This is a genomic window from Lysobacter tyrosinilyticus (genome assembly GCF_054779815.1).
Map to the genome: position 1 here is coordinate 407,184 of NZ_BAAGXN010000003.1, position 24,312 is coordinate 431,495.

Here is a 24,312-nt window from a genome sequence, read left to right on the forward strand (position 1 = left end):
GGTGTTGCGACTGACGGCGCTCATCCCTTGAGCGTAGCGGCCAGGTACGAGGCCGTGCGGCTCCCCCGCGCCTTCGCCACCGACCGCGGCAACCCTTCCACCACGATCCGCCCGCCGCTCTCTCCGGCCCCCGGGCCCATATCGATCACCCAGTCCGCCTGGGCGACCACGCGCATCTCGTGTTCGATCACGACCACGGTGTTGCCGGCATCGACCAGACGATGGAGTTGCAGCATCAGACGGTCGACGTCGGCGGCGTGCAGCCCGGTGGTGGGTTCGTCGAGCACGTACAGGCTGCGACCGCGCTGGCTGCGTTGCAGTTCGGTGGCGAGCTTGATGCGCTGCGCTTCGCCACCCGACAGTTCGGTCGCGGGCTGACCCAGGCGCAGATACCCCAGGCCGATTTCGCGCAGCAGCGCCAGGGGGCGCGCGATGGCGTCTTCGGCGGCGAAGAATTCACCCGCCTCTTCGACCGTCATGCGCAGTACTTCGGCGATGTTGCGACCGTTCCAGCGCACTTGCAGCGTGGCTTCGTTGTAGCGCGCACCGTGGCAGGTCGGGCACGGGGCGTAGACGCTGGGCATGAAGAGCAGTTCGACGCTGACGAAGCCCTCGCCTTCGCAGGTTTCGCAGCGGCCCTTGGCGACGTTGAAGGAAAAGCGTCCGGCATCGAAGCGACGGCGCTTGGCTTCGGGCGTTGCGGCGAAGAGTTTGCGCACGTGATCGAACAGGCCGGTATAGGTCGCCAGATTGGAGCGCGGCGTGCGGCCGATCGGCTTCTGGTCGACCTGCACCAGGCGCTGCACGGCATCGACATCGCCGGCCAGATGGCCGCGGGTGCGTTCGATCACGGTAGGTGCATCGGGCGTGCCTTCGTCTTCGTCCTCGGGCTCGTGGCCGAGATGCAGCAGCACCAGTTCGGTAAGCGCCTGCGCGATCAGGCTGGACTTGCCCGAACCGGAGATGCCGGTGACCGCGGTCAGCGCGCCCAGCGGTATGCGCGCATCGAGGCCGTGCAAGTTGTGGCGATGGATGCCTTGCAGCTCAAGCCAGCCGGTCGGTTGGCGCGCGTGACTGGAGGGCGCCTGCGTGGTGCCGAACAGGAACTGCGCCGTGCGCGAATCGGCGACGCTGGCCAGCGCCGAAGGCGGACCGCTGTACAGCACCTGGCCGCCGCGTTCGCCCGCGTCGGGGCCGACATCCACCAGCCATTGCGCGCGTCGCATCAGCTCCAGATCGTGTTCGACGACGAATACGGAATTGCCGGCGTCACGCAGCTGTTCCAACGCGTCGTAGAGCGCCTGGCTGTCGGCGGGATGCAGGCCGGCGGAGGGTTCGTCCAGCACGTAGACCACGCCGAACAGATTGGAACGCAGCTGCGTCGCGAGCCGCAAGCGTTGCAGCTCGCCGGGTGAAAGTGTTGGCGTGGTGCGGTCGAGCGACAGATAGCCGAGGCCGAGTGCCTGCAGGGTGTGCAGACGCGCGACCACGCCTTCGGCTAGGCGTTGCGCGGCCAGGCGCTTCTCTTCCGATAGCGCCGGTGTGCGGCGGACGTCCGGCGCCGCGGCGTGGGTAGCCCGCTTTGAAGCCGCGCGTTGTGCTCGGCTTCGCTTCGTGGCGGTGCGATCCGCTTCGCCGCCCTCTTGTGCGCCGAAGTCACCGTTCGCCACGGGCTGCAGGATTTCCACCACGCGATCGAGCGACATCCGCGACAGCTCGCCGATGTCGATGCCGGCGAAGGTCACCGACAACGCTTCGCGCTTGAGGCGCTTGCCCTCGCACAGCGGGCACAGCTGGCCCTCCATGTAGCGCGAGACGCGCTTCTTCATCAGCGCGCTCTGGGTACTGGCGAAGGTGTGCAGCACGTAGCGCCGCGCGCCGGTGTAGGTGCCCATGTAGCTGGGCTCGGTCTTGCGCTTGAGCGCGGCGCGGGTTTCGGCCACGGTGAAGCCGGCGTACACCGGCACCGTCGGCGTTTCCTCGGTGAAGAGGATCCATTCGCGATCCTTCTTCGGCAGATCCTTCCATGGGCAATCGACGTCGTAGCCGAGCGTAACCAGGATGTCGCGCAGGTTCTGCCCGTGCCAGGCCGGCGGCCAGCTGGCGATGGCCTTGTCGCGGATGCTCAGCGACGGATCGGGGACCATCAGCTTCTCGGTCACCTCGAACACGTGGCCCAGGCCGTGGCACTTGGAGCACGCGCCCTGCGGCGTGTTGGGCGAGAAGTCCTCGGCATACAGCATCGCCTGTTTCGGCGGATAGGCGCCGGCGCGCGAGTACATCATCCGCACCAGACTCGACAGCGTGGTGACGCTGCCGACGCTGGAGCGCGCATTGCTCGCGCCGCGTTGCTGCTGCAAGGCGATCGCCGGTGGCAGTCCCTCGATGGCATCGACGTCCGGCACGCCGGCCTGGTCGATCAGGCGTCGCGCATAGGGGGCGACGGATTCGAAGTAACGCCGTTGTGCCTCGGCGTAGATGGTCCCGAACGCCAGCGACGACTTGCCCGAACCGGACACCCCGGAAAAAACCACCAGCGCATCGCGTGGGAGGTCGACGTCCACGTCCTTGAGGTTGTGCTCGCGCGCGCCGCGAACGCGGACGTAGCCGTCGTCGCGTTGGATAACAGGCGTCTTCTTCGTGCTGGAACGGGTACTCGGCATGCGATGGGTCTGCGAAAGCTAAAGGCTAGTCGTTCGGGGTGAAAGCTGGGGCAAGGGCGCCATCCACCATCCCGTAAAAAGGGAGAGAAGGTTACATGCCGCAGCGCGTCATGCCCTTAAGTGCAATGGCCGTGTCCCGACGACAGGACCAGCATCAGCGCGATTGCACAGAAGTGATCGAACTGACACCTGGGGAGAGCTCGCATGTTCCGCAGCACGTTTGGATTCGTTCCGTTCTTCCGCTCCGCGGCCGCGGCCGCCCTGCTGACCTTTGCCCTGCCCTTGCTCGGGACGGCAACCCTGCTGCTGCCGGCCACCGCGCACGCGCTCGATTGCGGCGGCAACAACGGCTACACCTGCACGGGCGCCGCCACCCAGTACGCGGGTGGCTTCAATCCCGGCGTCGGAAACGGCGGATTCGGCGGTGGCAGTTGCACGGCCACGCGCACCCCGGTTGTCTTCATCCCCGGCAACGGCGACAGCGCGATCAGCTTCGATATGCCGCCAGGCAGCGTCGGCGCCGGCTACACCACGCCTACCTACTCGGTGTACGACGAGCTCAAGGCGCGCGGCTACAACGACTGCGAGCTGTTCGGCGTCACCTACCTGGATGCCGACGAGCGTGCCACGCCACAGTTCAACTATCACGAGCCTGCCAAGTACCAGGTGCTCAAGACCTTCATCGACAAGGTGAAGGCCTACACCGGAAGCAGCCAGGTGGACATCGTCGCTCACTCGATGGGTTCGAGCATGACCTTGGCGATGCTGCGCTACTACGGCTACCAGGGCAGCGTGCGCCGCTTCGTCAACATCGGCGGCGGCCTGCGCGGGCTCAACACCTGCTACGCCACCGGCTACCAGTCGCCCTACGCGCCCACGTGCAACGCCGAGGCGTACGTGTGGCCGTACGACCACTACACCTTCGGCTTCTACCCGAGCACCGGCGTGGCCGGTTACGGTTACAACCGCTGGACCGGCAGCGGCAGCAACAGCCTGCGCGCGATGCCGGCGCTGCTCTCGACCATCAGCTACTACACGATCACCGCCGGCGCCAACGACCAGGTGCACTGCTTCACCACCAGCTATGTCGCTGGCTGCAGCAGCGGCGCGCTGTTCAATGCCGCCAGCAACGTGAAGGCGCAGGTGGACATCGGCTTCGGCAGCAGCGCCTACGCATACGACTGGGACTGGGCCGACGGCAGTCCGTACAACCAGGGAGGCGGCGACACCAGCGGCGGCGTCGGCCACTTCCGCTCCAAGAGCAACGCCGGCCGGATCGTCTACAACATGCTGGCGACAACGTGCACCACCGGTTGCGCGAACGGCTACGTGGGCGTGAACGGACCGGCGGTGAACCGCTAGCCCGGATGGGGTCGGGCGGGCGCCGCGCGTGAGGGCGCCGCATCCGCGGTACGAGTCGCGGCATATGCGAAAGTAGCGCCCCCACCCGAGACGCCCCCATGCCCGACCCCGTCCGACTGTCCAAACGTGTGGCCGAACTGGCCGGTTGTTCGCGCGCAGATGCCGAGTGCTACATCGAGAACGGCTGGGTGACGGTAGACGGCCAGATCGTCGAGGCGCCGCAGCACCCGGTCACGGACGAGCACGTCGAGCTCGACCCGGACGCCGTGCTGGAGGCGCCGGAACCCGCCACGGTGCTGTTGCACAAGCCGGCCGGCTTCGATGCGATCGAGGGGCGCCAACCGGCGGTCGCGCTGGTCACACCTGCCACGCGTTGGGAAGCCGATCCCAGCGGCGTGCGCTTGCTGCAGCGCCACTTCGTGCGCCTGACCCCGCTGGTGCCGCTGGAGGCCGAGGCCAGCGGGCTGATGGTGCTGTCCCAGGACGGCCGGGTATGGCGCCGGCTCACCGAGGACGCCGCGCAGATCGAGCAGGAGTTCGTCGTCGAGGTGGCCGGCGAGATCGCGCCGTACGGCCTGCGCCGACTCAACCACGGCTTGCGGTACCGCGGGCGCGAGCTAGCCCCGTGCAAGGTCAGCTGGCAGAACGAGTTCCGCCTGCGCTTCGCGCTCAAGGACGTGCAGCCCGGACAGATCCGCGACATGTGCGCGCAAGTGGGCCTGCAGGTGGTGGCCATGCGGCGTCTGCGCATAGGCAAGGTGTCGATGGCCAAGATGCCGCCCGGCGAATGGCGCTACCTGCCGGTGGGCGAGAAGTTCTAGACGCGTAGGCTGGGCTGACCTTACAAACAGGCTGGGTTGGCCTTACCAACCCAGCACCCCGCGCAGCTGGGTTGATGAAGCCAGCCTACGGCTTCAGGCCCCACGCACGCGCAGCGTCAGACCCTTGAGGAAATTGCGCAACAGCTGGTCGCCGCACGGGCGGTAGTTCGAATGGCCCGGCTGGCGGAACAGCGCGGTCAACTCCGGCTTGGAGATCGGCCAGCCTGCGGATGCGAACACCGCGTGCATGTCGACATCCTTCAGCTCGAACGCGACCCGCAGCTTCTTCAGCACCACGTTGTTGGTAACGCGCTGTTCCGGCGGACGTGCCGGCAGGCGCTCGTCGCGGCCGCGGCAATACACCACCAGTCCATCGAGGAAACGCGCGAGCACGGCGTCGCTGCAATCGACGTATTCGGGGTCGTCTTCGCGGCGCAGGAACGCTTGCACGTCGGCCTTGCCGAGCGCAAACGCCGGATCGACCAGCTGGGTGATCTCCACGACGCGCTGGTCGCTGAGGTCAAGCATGTAACGGATGCTGCGCAGCACGTCGTTGGTAATCATGGGATTGCGGCCGGCGGCGCTACGTTCGGCTGCCTAGTTTAAGCCACCACACCGGCCGGAGGGCCCTGCCGCGACCAACGGGTGCCGGTAGGCGCATACTGCGCAGGCCGACGGCCACCGCCGTTCATCGCAACCGCGCCGAGGAGAAGCCACATGAAAGGCATGAACCAGAAGAAGCAAGAGAAGAAGAAACCGGCCAAGACGATGAAGGAAAAGAAGGCCGAGAAGCGGGACAAGAAGGCGACCAAGGGTTTCGCGCCGACCTAGTCCTGGTGCTGTTGTGCAGGACCAATGAAAGGCCCGGACGATTCCGGGCCTTTTTCGTGCGTCTTGGGTTAGGCAGCAAGCTGCGGCCACACCCCACGCCCAAAGTCGTAAAGCGCGTTGCCTGATCAGACCAAAAACAACGCCCATTTAGGCGGGCGCTGCTCGGGGCTGGTCCCGCTAGGGACGGCTTACGCCGCTGCCCTGCCCGCCTTCAGCCGCTCCAGTTCCTGCAGATCGCGTCGTTCCTGCTCCTTGGCGCGCTGCGCCTCGACTTGCTGTGCGCTGGGCTCTTCATGCAGCGACAGCGAGGCCGCGTCAGCCGCAGACGGCTCGCCGCGGTAGCTCTTCAGTTTGATATTCAGGCGCAGCTCGTTGGCGGAATCCGCGTTGCGGATCGCTTCCTCGTACGAAATCATGCCTTCGTTGTAGAGATCGAACAGCGCGGCGTCGAACGTGCACATGCCGAGCTCGCGCGACTTGGCCATGATGCCTTTGAGCTCGTTGAACTCGCCCTTGAAGATCTTCTCGGCGATGGTCGGCGTGTTGAGCAGGATCTCGATCGCCGCGACACGCCCCTTGCCGTCCTCGGTGCGGACAAGGCGCTGCGAGACGATCGCACGCAAGTTGGCCGACAGATCCATCAACAGCTGCGTCCGACGTTCCTCCGGGAAGAAGTTGATGATGCGTTCCATGGTCTGACTGGCGCTGTTTGCGTGCAGCGTACTCAGGCAAAGGTGACCAGTCTCGGCGAAGGAGATCGCATTCTCCATCGTCTCCGCATCGCGGATCTCGCCAACCAAGATCACGTCGGGCGCCTGGCGCAGGGTGTTCTTCAGCGCATGATGCCAGCTATGGGTGTCGACACCGACCTCGCGATGCGTCACCAGCGACTTCTGCGACACGTGCGCGTATTCGACGGGATCCTCGACGGTGATGATGTGACCGGCCGACGTACGGTTGCGATGGTCGATCATCGCGGCGAGCGACGTCGACTTGCCCGAGCCGGTAGCGCCGACGACCAACACCAGTCCACGTTTCTGCATCACCACGTCCTTGAGAACCGCCGGCAGGCGCAGCTTCTCGAAGTTGGGGATCTCGGCCGCGATCGTGCGCACCACCATGCCCACCTGGCCCTGCTGCACGAAGACGTTGATGCGGAAGCGCGAGACGTTGGGCACGACGATCGCGAAGTTGCATTCGAGCTGCTCGGCGAATTCGGCGCGCTGCTTGTCGTTCATCAACGCATCGGCGAGCTTCGCGGTGATGGTCCCGTTGAGCTTCTGCTCGGTCATCGGCGTCATCTGGCCGTTGGCCTTCATGCTCGGCGGGAAATCGTGTGAGATGAACAAGTCCGAGCCGCCGGCTTTCACCATGGCGGCCAGTAGTTTGTGCATGTATTCGCGGGCTTGTTCCGGGGAAAGCGACATCTGATTCGTGTTGTTGATTCGGGACAGGGATCTTGCCAGTCGGCTTTTTTTCTCCGTTGTGACTTGATGCGCGAAGTCCGGAGCGCAATGCGTGACGCTTTTCTCGCTACCGTTGTCGTTGACAAGCTGCGGATAGAAAGTGACGTAACGGGTCATCACCGCGGAAGCGATATTTTCACTCGGGCGCGCATGCGCCCTCTCCCCGCTTGCGGGGAGAGGGACCGCGTTGCGAAGCAACGCAGGGTGAGGGGGAGGCGCCGCAGCAGAAGCAGAAGCCCCCTCAGTCGCCCGGCCCTTCGCGGGCTATCGCCCGCTACGACCTTCTCCCAGCGGGGAGAAGGACAAAAAAGAAGCCCGCCAGGCGGCGGGCTTCCTATTGGGGGGTTGGCAAACGGGCGCGTTACATAATGCGCCGGTACTCATCGCCTCATCCCGCCGCGAAAAACATCAGGTACACCAGGCGACCGTTGGCGAGATTGTCGCCAAAGCCCGGACCAGCGGTGTGCCACAACCACGGTCGCAGCATGATCAAGCGATTGAAGCGCATGGGGACGCTCATCGTGGTCTCCCAACAGCTCTCGTCCGTGCCATCGCGCTCAATGATGTCCTCGTGGGCCTCGTCGATGGACGAGTAGCCCAGCGCCTGGAGCTCCCCATTGTTCATGGGTCGCCTATCGGTATTGGTGCGGCGATGCCGGAAGAAATCGGTGCCACCGCGGCAATCTTCGGGACGGCTAAGGTACAGCACGCCAGACCAGTAGCCCGGGTCGACGTGCACCTTGCCCCTACCCTTGTCCGACGCCAGCGTGCTGCGGAACTTCGCGTGCGAGCCCAGCGGCTCGATCACCTTGAGCCGTTCGCCAACGATGCTGGAGATGTACGGCGCCAGGCCATCGATCTCGATGCGCTCCAGCGAGTTACGGCCGGGGAACGCACCTTGCTGGTCCGGGTAGGTCAGGCGCAGGGCCGATTCTCGTAGCTCGGTCGCGCGTTCAAAGAAGTCGTCGACGACGATCAGAGAAGTGGGCATGGGGCGAAAATCAGGAAGAGGACGGAACAGCTGCGGACGATAGCGTCAGCAGCCCCCTGGCGAACAGACCGTGGGTCGATTCGATGCGCTCCATCTCATCTGAGGCAAGCTCGCTGCAGCGCCGTCCGAGCAACTGCTGCAGCAGCGCGGCGCTGTCGGGCCGGAGCGTGGTACTCGCATAATCGTTGAGGCTGCGGCCGCTGCCCGGATCGATGCTGCGGACGAGCGGGCTGAGCTGGACCTCGAGTGCTTCGAAGTCGGGCTCGGGCGGCAGCGGGCATTCCAGGCGGTCGAGCGCTGCCAGCAGGCTCCGCTCGAACGCCGCTAGCGACCAGCGTTCATCGATGAGCGCTCTGCCACGCCGGCATTGCGCACCGACGTCATCACTACGGTCCAGATCGGCGAGGATGCGTTCGGCGACGATGCGATAGGCCGCCGCCTCCCGGCGACCGTCCGTTTCCGGGACCATCGCCGGCGTTTCAAGCACGGTGATGCCGTGGTCGGGAGGTAGCAGGAAACGGTTGTTGCCGACGCCATTGGTGTACACCGGACATCCGTTGTGCACGGACTCCAGCACGTAGAAGCCGAACGGCTCGGGAAAGCGGTTGTACGCCAGCGCGAACCGGCTCGACCGCATGAGACGGAACAGGGCGCGCTGATTGAGGTTCGGCACCCGCACGAAGTAGTCGTCGCAGGAGCGGCCGCCAGGCGCCAGCATCGCATCCAGAGCCGCGCGATGATCCGGCGTAAGTGACGATTCCGACACCAGCAACTTGATGCGCTTCGCGCCGGGTCCGGAGCGCAGTTGGTTGAGCCAATACATCACGCTCAGCGTAGCGAACCAGTCCTGTTTGCCGGGCTGCAACGCATGCCCCCACACGACATCGCTGTCGAACCCGCGCAGGATCTGCGGCGGGATGTCCGCGCCATAGCCGAAGCCGGGGTGGCCATCGGGGCTTTCGACGCACGGCACCGGCAGCTGGATATCGGCCAGCGCGCGCATGCCGTGCGGGTTGAGGCAGCTTCGGCCGCGCCAGTTGGGAATGGCGAAGATCGCGTGCAGCGTGCGCTGGAGATAAGGCGAGTTGGCGCAGTGGAGGTCGATGTCGGTCGAGGTCATCCACGCGCCGGTCCCATAAACCAGGCCGTGGTACAGCATGACGTTGCGCTTGGACCAGGCACGAGTGGGCGTGCGGATGGAGGTTCCGGCGCCATCGAACAACGCCACGTCGGGCGCCGTCGCGCCGTCGAGCGCGGCCAGCTGGTTACCCAGGGCGAACGGCAGCATGGCTTCTTCGCCCAGGTCACCGCGTGGCGCATCGAATGCACGGACGCGCCACCCGTGACGGGACAGGATCGGGCCAATGGCATCGTTGACGTAGCCGACCGAGCCGTGGAACGGCGGGCCACCCGTCTTCGAAAGCATCAGTGCGATGGATCCGGTCATTCGGACGTTCCTGTGTAGCGGCGGAGTTCAAGGACGAGGAAGGCGAACACGCTCACTCCGCGCCCCCATCAATGGGAGGCGCGACAGGGAAAACAGATAAGCAGCAAACGCACACCGCCACAACGACGGTTACATGTTGCGGCGGTACTCGCCACCCACGTCGTAGAGCGCGTGACTGATCTGGCCGAGGCTGTGCGTCTTCACGGCTTCCATCAGGCTGGCGAACACATTGCGGCGTTCGCGCGCGGTGGCCTGCAGTCCCTTGAGACCTTCGGTCGAGTAGCCATTGCGATTGTTCTGGTAGCCGGCAACATTCTCGATCTGCTGGCCCTTCTCGCCTTCGGTCGAACGGATCAGTTCGATCTCGGTGACGATATCGCCGCCGTGGTCCTTCGGCAGGAAGGTGTTGACGCCGATCAGCGGCAGCGAGCCGTCGTGCTTCTTGTGCTCGTAGTACAGCGACTCTTCCTGGATCTTGCCGCGCTGATACATGGTGTCCATCGCGCCGAGCACGCCGCCGCGCTCGCTGATCGCTTCGAATTCCTTGTAGACGGCTTCCTCGACGATGTCGGTGAGATTGTCGACGATGAAGCTGCCCTGCCAGGGGTTTTCGTTGAAGTTGAGGCCCAGTTCCTTGTTGATGATCATCTGGATCGCCACCGCGCGGCGCACGGACTCTTCCGTCGGCGTGGTGATCGCTTCATCGTAGGCGTTGGTGTGCAGGCTGTTGCAGTTGTCGAACAGCGCGTACAGGGCCTGCAGCGTGGTGCGGATGTCGTTGAACTGGATCTCCTGCGCGTGCAGGGAGCGACCCGAGGTCTGGATGTGATACTTCATCATCTGGCTGCGCGCCGAAGCGCCGTAGCGGTCGCGCATCGCGCGGGCCCAGATGCGGCGGGCGACGCGACCGATGACGGTGTACTCGGGGTCCATGCCGTTGCTGAAGAAGAACGACAGGTTCGGTGCGAAGTCGTCGATCTTCATGCCGCGTGCGAGGTAGTACTCGACGATGGTGAAGCCGTTCGACAGGGTGAAGGCGAGCTGCGAGATCGGGTTCGCGCCGGCTTCGGCGATGTGGTAACCCGAGATCGACACCGAGTAGAAGTTGCGGACGTTCTTGTCGACGAAGAACTGCTGGATGTCGCCCATCATGCGCAGGGCGAACTCGGTGCTGAAGATGCAGGTGTTCTGCGCCTGGTCTTCCTTGAGGATGTCGGCCTGCACCGTTCCGCGCACGGTGGCCAGAGTCTCGGTCCGGATCTTCTCGTAGACCTCGGGCTCGACTACCTGGTCGCCGGTGACTCCGAGCAGACCGAGGCCGAGGCCGTCGTTGGTCTCGGGCAGCATGCCGCTGTATTCCGGGCGCTTCTTGCCCGCGAACATCGCTTCGATCTTGGCGTGCGCGGCGTCCCAACGCGCCTGATCGGCACGCAGGTACTTCTCGACCTGCTGGTCGATCGCGGTGTTCATGAACATCGCGAGGATGATCGGCGCCGGGCCGTTGATCGTCATCGACACCGAGGTGCTGGGCGCACACAGGTCGAAGCCGGAGTACAGCTTCTTCATGTCGTCCAGCGTGGCGATGTTGACGCCGGAGTTGCCGATCTTGCCGAAGATGTCCGGACGCACGGCCGGGTCTTCGCCGTACAGCGTGACCGAGTCGAATGCGGTCGACAGGCGCGCGGCCGGCAGACCGACGCTGAGGTAATGGAAGCGGCGGTTGGTGCGCTCGGGCGTGCCCTCGCCCGCGAACATGCGGATCGGGTCTTCGCCGGTGCGACGGTACGGGTACACACCACCGGTGTACGGGTAGTAGCCCGGCAGGTTTTCCTTCTGCAGGAAGGTCAGCAGCTCGCCCCAAGACTTGTAGGTCGGCGCGGCGATCTTCGGGATCTTCTGGTGCGACAGCGACTCGCGGTAGTTCTCGACGCGGATGACCTTGTCGCGGACCTTGTATTCGTTGACGTCGTCGGTGATCGACTTCAGGCGTGCTGGCCAGTCGCGCAGCAACTTCAGCGCTTCGGAAGTAAGCGACTGCACGGCGTCGTTGTAGCGCTGGCGCAGGGTCAGCAGCGAACGGTCGACGACGGGTTCGGCCGGCACCGGTACGGCGGGCGACGGGCTGTCGGGCAGGTCTGACCCCACGGTCGTGACGGCGGCGCCGGCGGCAGGCGTGATGTCGGCGCTGTCGAACAGGTCGAGCGCCTTCGGCAGCTTGGCGTCATCGAGTTCCTTCAGCGCCTCCCACAGCGATTGCGCCCGGTCGGCCACTTCGGACTGCGTCTCGATCTGGCGGTTGATGCCGCGGCCCTGCTCGGCGATCTCGGCCAGGTAACGCACGCGTGCGCCGGGGATCAGCACGGTGGCGCGCGGTTCCTTCAGTGAGGTGTCGAGCTCAGGAGTCCACTTCTCCTGCGGCAGCGAGAGCTTCTCGCGCAGCAGACGGCACAGGTTGGCGAACATCCAGCTGATGCCGGGATCGTTGAACTGCGAAGCAATCGTCGGATAGACCGGGACGTCCTCGTCCTTGGTCTGGAAGGCGACGCGATTGCGCTTCCACTGCTTGCGCACGTCGCGCAGGGCGTCTTCGGCGCCGCGTTTGTCGAACTTGTTGAGCACGACTAGCTCGGCGTAGTCGAGCATGTCGATCTTCTCGAGCTGGCTGGGCGCGCCGAAGTCGGACGTCATCACGTACATCGGGAAGTCGACGAGGTCGACGATCTCCGAGTCCGACTGGCCGATACCGGCGGTCTCGACGATGATCAGGTCATAGCCGAGCGACTTGAGGAAGCTGATGCAGTCCTTCAGCACCACATTCGTCGCCATGTGCTGGCGGCGGGTGGCCATGGAGCGCATGAAGACACGCTTGGAACGCAGCGAGTTCATGCGAATGCGGTCGCCGAGCAGCGCGCCGCCGGTGCGGCGACGGGTCGGGTCGACCGAGATCACGGCGATGTGCATGTCCGGGAAGGACGCGAGGAAACGGTTGAGCAGTTCGTCGGTCACCGAGGACTTGCCGGCGCCGCCGGTGCCGGTGATGCCGACCACCGGGGTCTTGCCGCCGGCCAGCTGCCATTCCTTGCGCAGATGGGCGAGCTCGGACTCTTCCAGTGCGCTCTCTTCGATCGCCGAAAGCATGCGACCGATTTCGATTTCGTTATCGAAGGCGACCTTGTGCGGCGTATCCACCGGCAGGCGCGCGGCTTCGGCGCGGCGCACGACGTCTTCGATCATGGACACCAGGCCCATGTGCATGCCGTCGTTGGGGTGATAGATGCGCTCGACGCCGTAGGCCTGCAGTTCGCGGATTTCTTCCGGCGTGATCGTGCCGCCACCACCGCCGAACACGCGGATGTGCGAGGCGTTGCGCTCCTTGAGCATGTCGACCATGTACTTGAAGTACTCGACATGGCCGCCCTGGTAGGACGACAGCGCGATGGCGTCGGCGTCTTCCTGCAGCGCGGCGCGGACCACGTCTTCCACCGAGCGGTTGTGGCCGAGGTGGATCACTTCGGCGCCCTGCCCCTGGATCAGACGACGCATGATGTTGATTGCGGCGTCATGGCCGTCGAACAGGCTGGCAGCGGTGACGAATCGCAGCGGGCTGCTCTCGGTGGCGGCTTCGGGGAGGTTGCTGGCAGGAGTGCTCATGTGACGCGCTCAATACGGAAACAGGCGAACGGGAATTGTACCGCGTCGCCCGTCTCCGACTTCCTGTGAACCATGACAGTCCCGAATCTCCCCAGTTCTTGGGGTTGATTTCTCCGGGTTGCTGAGCGCGCGCCCGATCCGGATCGCTGCGCGATCGTTGTTCACCCGTGAAATACTTGCCCGGGTATCCGGGGGGCTGCATGGGACGCATAAGAAGGTTGCTGCGCTGGGGTCTGTTCTCGCTTGTCGTGGTTGTACTCAGCGGCTGGGTGCTGGCCGACCATCTGACGCCACCCGCCACCGGCAAACCCAGCCACGCCCTGCCCCTGCAGCCGGCACAGACCGGCCTGGACCGCGAACTCGTGCCGCTGCTGGCGACGCAACCAGGCAAGACCGGCGCGATCCTGGTGCCGGATGGACTCGATGCCTTTGCCGCACGAGCGATTTCGGCGCGGCGCGCCGGACGCAGCCTCGATCTGCAGTACTACATCTGGCACGACGACCTGACCGGGCGACTGCTTGGCCGCGAGGCCTGGCTGGCGGCCGAGCGCGGCGTACGCGTGCGCATGCTGCTGGACGACATGAATGCCGAGGGCATGGACCCGGGCCTGCTCGCGTTGGACGCGCATCCGAACATCGAGATCCGCCTGTACAACCCGTTCCGCAATCGCGGCGGCGTGATGCGCGTATACGAGTTGCTGCAGCGGATCGTCAGCGTCAATCACCGCATGCATAACAAGGCGTGGATCGCCGACGGACGCATGGCGGTGGTCGGCGGTCGCAACATCGGCGAGGAATATTTCAGCGCGGGCAAGGACACCAACTTCCGCGATCTGGATCTGGTGCTGTTTGGACCCGCCGTGGCGCAGGCCAGCCGCATCTTCGATACCTATTGGAACAGCGCCGCGGCGGTGCCGATCGCGGCGCTAAGCCGCAAGGATCCCGGCAAGCTGCAAACGCTGATGGAAACCGTGGATCAGGAAGCCATGGGACCCGAAGCGCAACGCTATCTGCAGCGGGTGGATGCTTCGGCACAGGTGCGTGCCTACTTCGCGGGCCGACTGCAGCCGCACTGGAGCACGGGCATCCACGTGGTCGCCGATCCTCCCCTGAAGTGGAAGGACAGCGATCGCAGCGACTGGATGATCGAGAAGCTGTCCGCGCGGCTGCGCTCGTCGAAAAGCAAGGCACTGCTCATCTCGCCGTATTTCGTCCCGGGCGAATACGGAGCACAGGGACTTGCGGACCTGACCGAAAAGGGCGTGTTCGTCGGCGTGGTCACCAATTCATTGGCAGCCAATGACGTACCCGCGGTGTACAGCGGTTATGCCGGATATCGCGATCGCCTGCTGCAGTCGGGTGTGCGCCTGTACGAAATCCGCGCGCAGGGGCGCCCTGAAACCGCCGGTGCCTTTGGAAGCAGCGGTGCGAGTCTGCACACCAAAGCGTTTGTGGTGGACGACGCGCGCGGCTTCGTGGGCTCGTTCAACCTCGACCCGCGTTCGGCCGATCTGAACACCGAGATGGGCGTGCTGTTCGACGATCCTGCGATCGCCCGATCGCTGCGTGACGAATACCTGCGACTGTCAGCTCCCGCACTGAGCTACTGGGTGTACCGCCTTCCTGACGGCGACGTGCGTTGGCTGGACCGGGCGGCGCAACCGCCTGCGGTCTTCACGCGGGAACCGGACACCACGGGTTGGCAGCGCACCACGGCCCGCGTGATCGGCTGGATGCCAATCGAGTCGCAGCTGTAGACGTCCGCGGGGCCTCATTACGGCCTGAAGCCTCGGCGACCACGCCCGTGGCCATGCCTTCACATACGCAAACGTATGCAGTCAGCGGCTTTCAGATGCCAGTCCTGGCACGGGCCCGGCGCTGGGGATTGGCGTAGACTACGCCGCCTGCGGATCGGGGCCTACCCCGTATTTCGACCGCAGTTCTCAAGCCCCTCAACGACTTACATCACCTTGTTGGCGCCCTTTGCCACGCGCACTGCGCCGCCAACCGGAGCATCCGATGATTTTTGAAACCCTCGATACCTTCGGCCACGAGCAGGTTGTGTTCTGCCACAACAAGGACGCCGGACTGAAGGCCATCATCGCCATCCACAACACCGTGCTGGGCCCCGCACTGGGCGGCACGCGCATGTGGCCGTACAAGACCGAACAGGACGCGCTGAATGACGTACTGCGTCTGTCGCGCGGCATGACCTACAAGAACGCGGTCGCGGGTCTGAACATCGGCGGTGGCAAGGCGGTGATCATCGGCGATCCGGCCACCGACAAGTCCGAGGCGCTGTTCCGCGCGTTCGGTCAGTTCGTTGAAGCGCTCGGCGGCCGTTACATCACCGCCGAAGACGTCGGCATCGACGTCAACGACATGGAATACGTGTACCGCGAGACCGAGTACGTCACCGGCGTGCACCAGGTCCACGGCGGTTCGGGCGACCCGTCGCCGTTCACCGCCTACGGCACTCTGCAGGGCCTGATGGCGACGCTGAACAAGCGCTTCGGCGATGAGGAAGTCGGCAAGTACTCGTACTCCGTGCAGGGCCTCGGCCACGTGGGCATGGAATACGTGAAGCTGCTGAAGGAACGCGGCGCGAAGATCTTCGTCACCGACATCAACAAGTCGCTGGTCGACAAGGCCGTGTCCGAGTACGGCGCCGAAGCCGTGGGTCTGGACGAGATCTACGACGTGCCGGCCGATGTGTACTCGCCGTGCGCGCTGGGTGGCACCGTCAACGAAAGCACCCTGCCCCGCCTGAAGGCCAAGATCATCTGCGGCGCGGCCAACAACCAGCTGTCGAACAACGCCATCGGCGATGAAGTGGCCAAGCGCGGCATCCTGTACGCACCGGACTACGCGGTGAACGCGGGCGGCGTGATGAACGTGGCGCTGGAACTCGACGGCTACAACCGCGAGCGCGCCATGCGCATGATGCGCACGATCTACCACAACCTGGCGCGCATCTATGAAATCGCCGAGCGCGACGCCATCCCGACCTACCGTGCGGCCGACCGCCTCGCCGAAGAGCGCATCAACGCGATCGGCAAGCTGAAGCTGCCGCTGGGCCGTTCGCAGCCGCGCTTCCAGGGTCGCATCCGCGGCGGGCATTGATCCGTCTGCGACGGATCAATCCCAAAGTTTGCTGCGCAAACTTTGGGCCCCGGCTGTCGCTACCAAATCCCTGCGGCTTCGCCGCGCCCCCTTTACTGGAGGGGGCTTGCTCCGGAGGGATTTGTTGAATTTCACGAAAAGCGCCCGACTCTAGTCGGGCGTTTTTTGTTGCGGGGTTTGAAACCCAGGCCAGGCAATGCAGTCGGGCCTTGTTTCCCGCCCACTAAGCCGCCACTGCCTGGCGCCCGCCCCCTGAAATGGGGGGTACAGATCATTTGCGGCACTGCAACAAGACGGACCATAATCCACGGGTTCCGGCCCCGCGCCGGCCCCTATTCGGAGTCCGCCATGAGCGACGTCGTCATCGTTGGTGCCAAGCGCACCGCCATCGGTTCTCTTCTCGGCCAGTTCACCGGCGTCCCCACGCCGACGCTTGGCACCGCCGCCATCAAGGGCGCCCTGGAGCACGCAGGGGTCGCAGCCGACCAGGTCGACGAGGTCATCATGGGCTGCGTGCTGCCCGCCGGCCTGGGCCAGGCCCCGGCACGTCAGGCTGCCCTCGGCGCCGGCCTGCCCGCCTCCGCTGGCTGCACCACGATCAACAAGGTCTGCGGTTCGGGCATGAAGGCCATCATGCAGGCTCACGATGCGATCAAGGCGGGCTCGGCGAACGTCGTCGTCGCTGGCGGCATGGAGTCGATGACCAATGCACCGCATCTGCTCAATGGCTCCCGCGTCGGCACCAAGTTCGGCAGCACCGAGATGCTCGATCACATGGCGTGGGATGGCCTGACCAATCCTTACGACAAGCAGGCAATGGGCGTGTTCGGCGAATCCTGCGTCGCCAAGTACGGCTTCTCGCGCGAGGAGCAGGACGCCTTCGCCGCCGAAAGCGTACGCCGCGCGCAAACGGCCGTGCAGTCGGGCACATTCAAGTCCGAGATCGTTCCGGTCACCGTTGCCGGTCGCAAGGGCGACACCGTAATCGACACCGACGAGCAGCCTGGCCGTTGCGACGTCAGCAAGATCGCCGCGCTGAAGCCGGCCTTCAAGAAGGACGGAACGATCACCGCCGCCAGCTCCTCGAGCATCAACGACGGCGCCGCCGCCACCGTACTGATGTCCGCCGAAGAAGCCACGAAGCGCGGCCTCAAGCCGCTCGCGCGCGTCGTCGCCCACGCCACGCATTCGCAGGCGCCGGAATGGTTCACCACCGCGCCGGTGACCGCGATCGACAACGTGTTGAAGAAGGCGGGCTGGTCGGTCGCAAATGTCGATCTGTTCGAAGTCAACGAAGCATTCGCCTGCGTGGCAATGGCGCCGATGAAGGATCTCGGCATTTCGCACGACAAGCTCAACGTCAACGGTGGCGCATGCGCGCTGGGCCATCCGATCGGCGCCAGCGGCGCCCGTCTGGTAGTGACGTTGATCCATGCGCTGCTGCAGCGTGGCGGCAAGCGCGGCATCGCCGCTTTGTGCATCGGCGGTGGCGAAGCCACGGCCGTCGCGATCGAAATCATCTGATATCGACGCGATTTGCATTGCCTGCGCGGTCGGCAAGACGTGCAGGCAACGTGAAAAAACGCAACAAATGCAACATAGCTGCGTGCGCCGCTGAACCGACGCGGTTATCTAACAACGTACTAACAAAATAAAGACGGCCACCCGCTTGACACGGGTAACGGCCTTGTCATCATGTTATCGACGCGCTCCCTGCGCGTTGCCCCATCCACGACGAGGATAACGAACATGACTTTCAACAAGGCGCTGATCGCCCTGGCTCTGGGCTTCGCTCTGGTCGCATGCTCGAACCAGAAGCAGGCTGAAGACGCCGCTGCCGACGCCTCCGCTGCCGCCACCGAAGCGCAGGCTGCCGCTGATACCGCCACCGCTTCGACGGACCAGGCTGCCGGCGACGCCGCCCAGCAGGCTGCCGACGCCGCGGCCCAGGCTGCTGACGCTGCAGCCACCTCGGCTGACGCTGCTGCCACCGCCACGACCACTGCCGCCGCCGACGCGGCTGCCGATACGGCCAAGCAGGCTGCCAATGCGGCCGAAGAAGCCAAGGACGCGGCCAAGCAGGCCACCGAAGAAAAGAAGTAACAGTACTTCCTTAACAGGCTGAATCTGTTACAGTGAACAGGGTTAGAGCCGTCGGCTGTCCGGCGGCTCTTTCCATGTGGGTCAGTGAACGATAGGAAGCCGGCTCCCCGCCGGAGTCGCTGCGCGCACTGGCGTTGCCTGACGGTAAAAACTAGTTTTTTCAGACAACTCCTCGGAGACATCCATGAACACCAAGCTCTACGTCCTCCTCGCCGCTGCGGTCCTCGCCCTGTCGGCTTGCAACAAGGCTGAAGAAGCCGCTCCGGCCGCTGACGCCGCTGCCACCGCCGAAGCCGCTCCGGCTGCCGACGCTGCTGCTCCGGCCGCTGACGCCGCTGCTGCCACCACCGCTGACGCCGCTGCTGCCACCGACGCCGCTGCTGCTCCGGCCGACGCCGCTGCTGCTCCGGCCGACGCCGCTGCTGCTCCGGCCGCTGACGCCGCTGCTGCTCCGGCCGACGCCGCTGCCGCTCCGGCCGCTGAAGAAGCCAAGAAGTAATCTTCTTACGCTTCAGCAGTACCTAGAAAAGGCCCGCGCAAGCGGGCCTTTTCTTTTGCGTACCACCCACCTGTCGAGCCGGTCGGCCGTGGCCGTCCTTGCCGCTTTATGGTCTGATCCGCAGCTCGCTTCGAGTCCTTCATTCCATGCCGGCACTCAGCTCCCAACTCGATCCACGCTCGCAGGATTTCCAGGACAACGCCGCCTACCACCGCGCGCTGGTGGACGAGCTCGACGTCCGCCTCGCCCGAGCGGCCCACGGTGGCGGGGACAAGGCCCGGGGCAAGCACACTGAGCGCGGCAAACTGCTAGCACGCGACCGCATTGCCGCCCTGCTCGACCCAGGTTCGCCGTTCCTGGAAATCGCGCCGCTCGCCGCCGAAGGCATGTACGACGACGCGGCGCCGGCAGCCGGCATGGTCTGCGGTATCGGCCGCGTTATGGGCCAGGAAGTGGTGATCGTCGCCAACGACGCCACGGTCAAGGGCGGCACGTACTTCCCGATGACGGTCAAGAAGCATCTGCGCGCACAGGAAATCGCCCGCGAGAACCGCCTGCCCTGCGTCTACCTGGTCGATTCCGGCGGCGCCTTCCTGCCGCTGCAGGACGAGGTCTTCCCGGACAAGGAGCACTTCGGCCGCATCTTCTACAACCAGGCCCGGATGAGCGCGGAAAACATCCCGCAGATCGCTGTGGTCATGGGCTCATGTACGGCCGGCGGTGCCTACGTGCCCGCGATGTGCGACGAATCCATCATCGTCAAGGAACAGGGCACGATCTTCCTCGGCGGACCACCGCTGGTTAAGGCTGCCACCGGCGAAGTCGTCGATGCCGAAGCACTCGGCGGCGCCGATGTCCACACCTCGGTCTCCGGCGTGGCCGATCATTTCGCGGAAGACGATCGCCATGCTTTGCAGATCGCGCGCGATATCGTGGGCACGTTCAATCGCACCAAGATCCCGCCGGTGGCGATCCAGCCCGCTCGCGAACCGCTCTACCCGGCCGAAGAGCTCTACGGCATCGTACCCAGGGATACCCGGCGCCCCTTCGACATCCGCGAAGTGATCGCCCGCGTTGCCGACGGCAGCGACTTCCAGGAATTCAAGGCGCGCTACGGCAAGACCCTCGTCACCGGCTTCGCCCATATCCACGGCTACCCCATCGGCATCATCGCCAACAACGGCATCCTGTTCGCCGAATCCGCGCTCAAGGGCGCGCATTTCATCGAGCTATGCAACCAGCGCGGCATCCCGCTGGTGTTCCTGCAGAACATCACCGGCTTCATGGTTGGCCGCAAATATGAAAACGCCGGCATCGCGAAGGACGGCGCGAAGATGGTGACTGCCGTGGCCTGCTCGCACGTCCCCAAGTTCACGGTCGTGATTGGCGGCAGCTTTGGCGCCGGCAACTACGCGATGTGCGGCCGGGCATACGGAGCGCGTTTCCTGTGGATGTGGCCGAATGCACGCATCAGCGTCATGGGCGGCGAACAGGCCGCTTCCGTGCTCGCCACGGTCAAGCGCGACGGCCTCGAGGCTGCAGGCAAGGTATGGACGCCAGACGAGGAAGAAACCTTCAAGACACCGATCCGCGACCAGTACGAATCCCAGGGCAACCCGTACTACGCGACTGCGCGTCTGTGGGACGACGGCATCATCGATCCCGCCGATACGCGTCGCGTACTGGGACTGGCGATTTCTGCCAGCCTTAACGCGCCGATCGAGGAGCGCTCGCGGTTCGGCGTGTTCCGGATGTAGTGCCCGCAAACGGACACGTACCTGAATCGACTCAATACCGCGACAACAACGCATTTTTCTTTAACTGCACCGTGTCACAACGCCGCCAATGGGTGCGCGTGCTAGTCTCAAAAATCGCATTTTCGACCATTCCTGTCCCCCCACAGAGGAGTCCGCATCATGGCGATTTTCAACCAGCCGTCCGCACCCAAGCGCGATATTCCCGCATCGCCGGAACCGCCCAAGCCCGTCGAAACCGCGCTCAAGCGTGAGCCCGACCCCAACGAATTCAATCTCGGCGCCGCGCCCCCGGTGTCACGCGCCGCCGCCGAACGCACTGAAGGCAAGGAGTCGCTGATCGCTGCCGATCTCACCATCGAAGGCAAGATCGAAGGTGCCGGCCATATCCGCATCGCAGGTCGCTTCAAGGGCGATGTGCATGTGCAGGGCGACCTCACCATCGAAGTCGGCGCTCGCGTCAACGGCGCCGTGCGTGCGCGCAAGGTCGTCATCGCCGGCGAGCTCGAAGGCAACATCGAATCCGCACAACGCGTCGAGCTGCTCGCCAGCGGCGTGATGGTGGGCGATCTCAAGGCCGAGACGGTGACCGTGGCCCCAGGTTCGCGCATGAAAGGCAACGTCGAGTTCGGCAGCAGCGATAAGGGCGGCAAGTCGTCCAATGGCAACGCGGAGTCCGGCGCGACGTCATGAGCACGCCGCGCCCGGGCACGCCAGGGGCGACCCGCACCTGTCCGCACTGCAAGACCGTGATCCTGGAAAGCGCCAGCGTCTGTCCGGCGTGCCGGCATCACCTGCGCTTCGATGAAGCAGCCATTGCAGGGGCGAAGACCACGATCTCGCCCCTGCATGTCGAAGGCACGATTTCACCGCCGCCAGGCGAGAGCGCCTGGGAATACTCGATGGTGTTGTCGATCAAGAACGAGCGCGGCGAAGAAATCGCACGCCATGTGATCGGCGTGGGTGCGCTGTATTCCGACGAACAGCGCACCTTTGCCGTAGCCGTGGAGATGACCGAAGCGACCGGAGCGAAGGCACGGCGTCGGCATTGAGTAGGGCGGGTCTCGACCCGCCGCTACTGTGCGTTTTCCACGAGCTTCAGACGGCGGATCGAGCCACGCCCTACGGCGCACAACTGTTGCAGCCGCCGCACTTGCCTTCGCCCACCCGCGGTTCCGGCGCCAGCCAGCGCCCTAGCCGACGAAGCCATGCCGCACGCCCTTCGCGTACCAACGGCACCGCGCAAGCGATGCGCAATCGGCGCACGCCCGCGGGAAATTGCTTGTGCACCACGAATCCCGCGCTCAACAGCACCGCCAGCGCGATGACCACGTACTGCGCGAGCATGCCGGCGTGCATCATCCCGCTCCGAATGCGGCGGCGACCTGGTACGTGATCAGCGACGCCAGATAGGCCAGACCGAACAAATAACCGGCACTTATGCCAACCTGCTTCCACGAGCGCGTCTCGCGTCGGATCGTGGCCAGCGTCGAGATGCATTGCGGCGCGTAGATGTACCAGACCAGCAGCGACAGCGCGGTCGCAAGCGACCAATCGTGCGCGATCAGCGGCGAGAGCGCCTGCGCGGCAGCGGCGTCGTCCGCGGCGGACAAGGCATAGACCGTGGCCAGCGAGGACACCGCGACTTCACGCGCCGCCAATCCAGGAATCAGCGCGATGCAGATCTGCCAATTGAAACCGATCGGTGCGAAGAACGTGGTCATCGCATGGCCAATGCGGCCGGCGAAGCTGTAGTCGATCGCCGCGCCCGTGTAGCCCGCCGGCGCCCCCGGGAACGTGAGCAGGAACCACAGCAGGATCGTCAACGCTAGGATGATGCCGCCCACGCGCTTGAGGAAGATCGCCGCGCGCTCCGACAGGCCCAGGGCCAAGTCGCGCGGATGCGGCAGGCGGTACGAAGGCAGCTCGAGCAGCAGCGCGTGCTCGCTGCGGTCGCGGCGCCATTTCTTCATCGTCCAGGCCACCAGCAGCGCACTGAGAATGCCGGCGGCGTACAGGGCGAACAGCACCAAACCCTGCAAGTTGAAGATGCCAACCTTCTGCTGCGGGATGAAAGCGCTGATGAGCAACGCATATACCGGTAGTCGCGCCGAACACGTCATCAGCGGCGCCACAATGATCGTCGCAAGGCGATCGCGCGGATCCTGGATCGAACGCGTCGCCATGATTCCGGGAATCGCGCAGGCGAAGCTGGACAGCAGCGGGATGAACGAGCGTCCGGACAGGCCCGCCGAGAACATCAGCTTGTCGAGCAGAAAAGCGGCACGCGGCAAGTAGCCGGATTCCTCCAGCGCAAGGATGAAGGCAAACAGGATCAGGATCTGCGGCAGGAACACGATCACGCCACCCACGCCGGCGATGATGCCCTTGACGATCAGGCTGTTGAGCGGCCCTTCCGGCAAGGCCGCATGTGCCCATGCGCCCAGCGCGGCCGTACCTGCGTCGATCCCGTCCATCAGCGGAGTGGCCCAGGCGTAGACCGCCTGGAAGATCAGGAACATCACCACCGCTAGCGATAGCAGGCCCACCACCGGATGCAGCAGCCAGCGGTCGAGCGCGTCGTCGATCTCGGCGGTGCGGCGCGGCATGGTCACGGCGAGCGAGAGCAGGCGGCGTGTCTCTGCGTGGAGTGCGTCAGGTTCGAGCGCAGCCCCATTACCCAGATGCGTGCGCGGTTCGTGCAGCGAGTCCGCGATGGCATCGAGCTTCGCTACCAGTTCGCGTGCACCGTCGCGGCGTACTGCAACCGTCGGCACCACCGGAACACCCAGCTCGCGCTCGAGCACAGCCAGATCGACCTCGATGCCGCGACGTCGCGCGGCATCCATCATGTTCACCGCCAACACCATCGGCTTGCCCAGCTCGCGCACTTCCAGGGCGAAGCGCAGGTGCAGGCGCAGGTTCGTGGCATCGACCACGCAGACGATCACGTCAGGAGCGGGTTCGCCTGGATAGAAGCCGCGACACAGGTCACGAGTGATCGCCTCATCCAGGCTCGTCGCGTGCATGCTGTACGTGCCCGGCAGGTCGAGCAGCGCGTAGTGGCGGCCGGACGGCGCAAGGAAGCGCCCCTCCTTGCGCTCCACGGTCACGCCAGCGTAGTTGGCGACCTTCTGGCGGCTGCCGGTCAGCAAGTTGAACAGCGCCGTTTTGCCGCAATTGGGGTTGCCGACGAGGGCGAGACGGACGGCGGCGGCGCTCATGCCGTTACCTCATCTGCGGTGGCCGAGGCGACCACGCGGACGCGCGCGGCCTCGCTGCGACGCAGGGCGAAACGGGTGAAGCCGACCTGCACGAGCAGTGGTTCTGCGGCGATGGGCCCGGAGGCCATGACCTCCACGCGCTCGCCGTGCACGAAGCCCAGTTCCCGCAGTCGGCGCGCGATCGCGTCGTTGGGCATCTGGTCTTCTACCCGCTCCACCGTGGCGGCGATGCGGTGCGGCAGTTCGGACAGCTTCAAGGTCGTTCGCCCGTGACGGCGGCGTCACAAATGGGAATTGTTCTCATTCTATCAGGGCATGAAGCGGGCGTGCGGGAAAACTCCCCACCGCCGCTCGCTATCATTTCGACCTTCACGACA

General features: G+C 65.0%; 18 protein-coding genes and 1 pseudogene. 10 read left to right on the forward strand and 9 right to left on the reverse strand.

Annotated features, from left to right (window positions below; translation table 11 throughout):
• Positions 1-20: 20 nt before the first annotated feature.
• Positions 21-2,663 carry an excinuclease ABC subunit UvrA gene (locus tag ACYVGK_RS08585; protein WP_460732946.1) on the reverse strand — a complete coding sequence of 881 codons (2,643 nt, stop codon included), beginning with the start codon at positions 2,661-2,663 and terminating at the stop codon, positions 21-23.
• Between the two features lie 204 nt (positions 2,664-2,867).
• Here ACYVGK_RS08585 and phaZ7 point away from each other — a divergent pair, with 204 nt between their 5' ends.
• The gene (gene phaZ7 / locus ACYVGK_RS08590) at positions 2,868-4,025 is read left to right on the forward strand and encodes an extracellular native short-chain-length polyhydroxyalkanoate depolymerase PhaZ7 (protein WP_460732947.1); all 1,158 of its coding nucleotides are present in this window, start codon (positions 2,868-2,870) and stop codon (positions 4,023-4,025) included.
• Positions 4,026-4,123: 98 nt separating this feature from the next.
• Positions 4,124-4,846, forward strand: a complete 723-nt coding sequence (locus tag ACYVGK_RS08595; protein WP_460732948.1) for an rRNA pseudouridine synthase — start codon at positions 4,124-4,126, stop codon at positions 4,844-4,846.
• A 93-nt stretch (positions 4,847-4,939) separates the two neighbouring features.
• Here ACYVGK_RS08595 and ACYVGK_RS08600 read toward each other — a convergent pair whose 3' ends face one another.
• From ACYVGK_RS08600 to ACYVGK_RS08620, 5 genes and pseudogenes are all read right to left on the reverse strand, one after another.
• The gene (locus tag ACYVGK_RS08600) at positions 4,940-5,410 is read right to left on the reverse strand and encodes a YehS family protein (RefSeq protein ID WP_460732949.1); all 471 of its coding nucleotides are present in this window, start codon (positions 5,408-5,410) and stop codon (positions 4,940-4,942) included.
• Between the two features lie 566 nt (positions 5,411-5,976).
• Positions 5,977-7,104: pseudogene (locus ACYVGK_RS08605) on the reverse strand (PilT/PilU family type 4a pilus ATPase); the annotation flags it as partial.
• Between the two features lie 427 nt (positions 7,105-7,531).
• A complete protein-coding gene (locus ACYVGK_RS08610; RefSeq protein WP_460732950.1) occupies positions 7,532-8,134 on the reverse strand; it encodes a DUF6445 family protein in 603 nt (200 codons plus the stop codon).
• A gap of 10 nt (positions 8,135-8,144) precedes the next feature.
• A complete protein-coding gene (locus ACYVGK_RS08615; protein ID WP_460732951.1) occupies positions 8,145-9,581 on the reverse strand; it encodes a hypothetical protein in 1,437 nt (478 codons plus the stop codon).
• Positions 9,582-9,710: 129 nt separating this feature from the next.
• Positions 9,711-13,232: a methylmalonyl-CoA mutase family protein gene (locus ACYVGK_RS08620; RefSeq protein ID WP_460732952.1), complete on the reverse strand. Its 3,522-nt coding sequence runs from the start codon at positions 13,230-13,232 to the stop codon at positions 9,711-9,713.
• Positions 13,233-13,432: 200 nt separating this feature from the next.
• On the opposite strand from ACYVGK_RS08620, the gene ACYVGK_RS08625 reads away from it, so the two are divergent.
• The 8 genes from ACYVGK_RS08625 to ACYVGK_RS08660 all read left to right on the forward strand — a co-directional run bounded on the left by ACYVGK_RS08625 (position 13,433) and on the right by ACYVGK_RS08660 (position 21,763).
• On the forward strand, positions 13,433-14,989 hold the full coding sequence (locus tag ACYVGK_RS08625) for a phospholipase D family protein (protein ID WP_460732953.1): 1,557 nt from the start codon (positions 13,433-13,435) through the stop codon (positions 14,987-14,989).
• Positions 14,990-15,251: 262 nt separating this feature from the next.
• On the forward strand, positions 15,252-16,355 hold the full coding sequence (locus tag ACYVGK_RS08630) for a Glu/Leu/Phe/Val dehydrogenase dimerization domain-containing protein (protein ID WP_460732954.1): 1,104 nt from the start codon (positions 15,252-15,254) through the stop codon (positions 16,353-16,355).
• A gap of 348 nt (positions 16,356-16,703) precedes the next feature.
• Complete coding sequence (locus tag ACYVGK_RS08635; protein WP_460732955.1) at positions 16,704-17,879, forward strand: thiolase family protein; 1,176 nt, start codon at positions 16,704-16,706, stop codon at positions 17,877-17,879.
• A 225-nt stretch (positions 17,880-18,104) separates the two neighbouring features.
• Positions 18,105-18,458: a hypothetical protein gene (locus ACYVGK_RS08640; protein ID WP_460732956.1), complete on the forward strand. Its 354-nt coding sequence runs from the start codon at positions 18,105-18,107 to the stop codon at positions 18,456-18,458.
• A 184-nt stretch (positions 18,459-18,642) separates the two neighbouring features.
• Entirely contained in the window at positions 18,643-18,957 is a 315-nt protein-coding gene (locus ACYVGK_RS08645) for a hypothetical protein (protein WP_460732957.1), read from the forward strand.
• A gap of 146 nt (positions 18,958-19,103) precedes the next feature.
• On the forward strand, positions 19,104-20,714 hold the full coding sequence (locus ACYVGK_RS08650; RefSeq protein WP_460732958.1) for a carboxyl transferase domain-containing protein: 1,611 nt from the start codon (positions 19,104-19,106) through the stop codon (positions 20,712-20,714).
• A 159-nt stretch (positions 20,715-20,873) separates the two neighbouring features.
• Positions 20,874-21,404 carry a bactofilin family protein gene (locus tag ACYVGK_RS08655; RefSeq protein WP_460732959.1) on the forward strand — a complete coding sequence of 177 codons (531 nt, stop codon included), beginning with the start codon at positions 20,874-20,876 and terminating at the stop codon, positions 21,402-21,404.
• On the forward strand, positions 21,401-21,763 hold the full coding sequence (locus ACYVGK_RS08660; protein ID WP_460732960.1) for a hypothetical protein: 363 nt from the start codon (positions 21,401-21,403) through the stop codon (positions 21,761-21,763). The genes ACYVGK_RS08655 and ACYVGK_RS08660 overlap by 4 nt, the downstream gene beginning before the upstream one ends.
• 70 nt (positions 21,764-21,833) lie before the next feature.
• On the opposite strand, the gene ACYVGK_RS08665 is transcribed toward ACYVGK_RS08660, so the two are convergent.
• From ACYVGK_RS08665 to ACYVGK_RS08675, 3 genes are read right to left on the reverse strand one after another with little or no spacing between them, the layout of a single operon-like run.
• The gene (locus tag ACYVGK_RS08665) at positions 21,834-22,070 is read right to left on the reverse strand and encodes a DUF6587 family protein (protein WP_460732961.1); all 237 of its coding nucleotides are present in this window, start codon (positions 22,068-22,070) and stop codon (positions 21,834-21,836) included.
• A complete protein-coding gene (gene feoB / locus ACYVGK_RS08670; RefSeq protein ID WP_460732962.1) occupies positions 22,070-23,935 on the reverse strand; it encodes a ferrous iron transporter B in 1,866 nt (621 codons plus the stop codon). Before feoB ends, ACYVGK_RS08665 begins: the two co-directional genes overlap by 1 nt.
• Positions 23,932-24,192, reverse strand: a complete 261-nt coding sequence (locus tag ACYVGK_RS08675; protein ID WP_460732963.1) for a FeoA family protein — start codon at positions 24,190-24,192, stop codon at positions 23,932-23,934. Before ACYVGK_RS08675 ends, feoB begins: the two co-directional genes overlap by 4 nt.
• Positions 24,193-24,312: the final 120 nt, after the last annotated feature.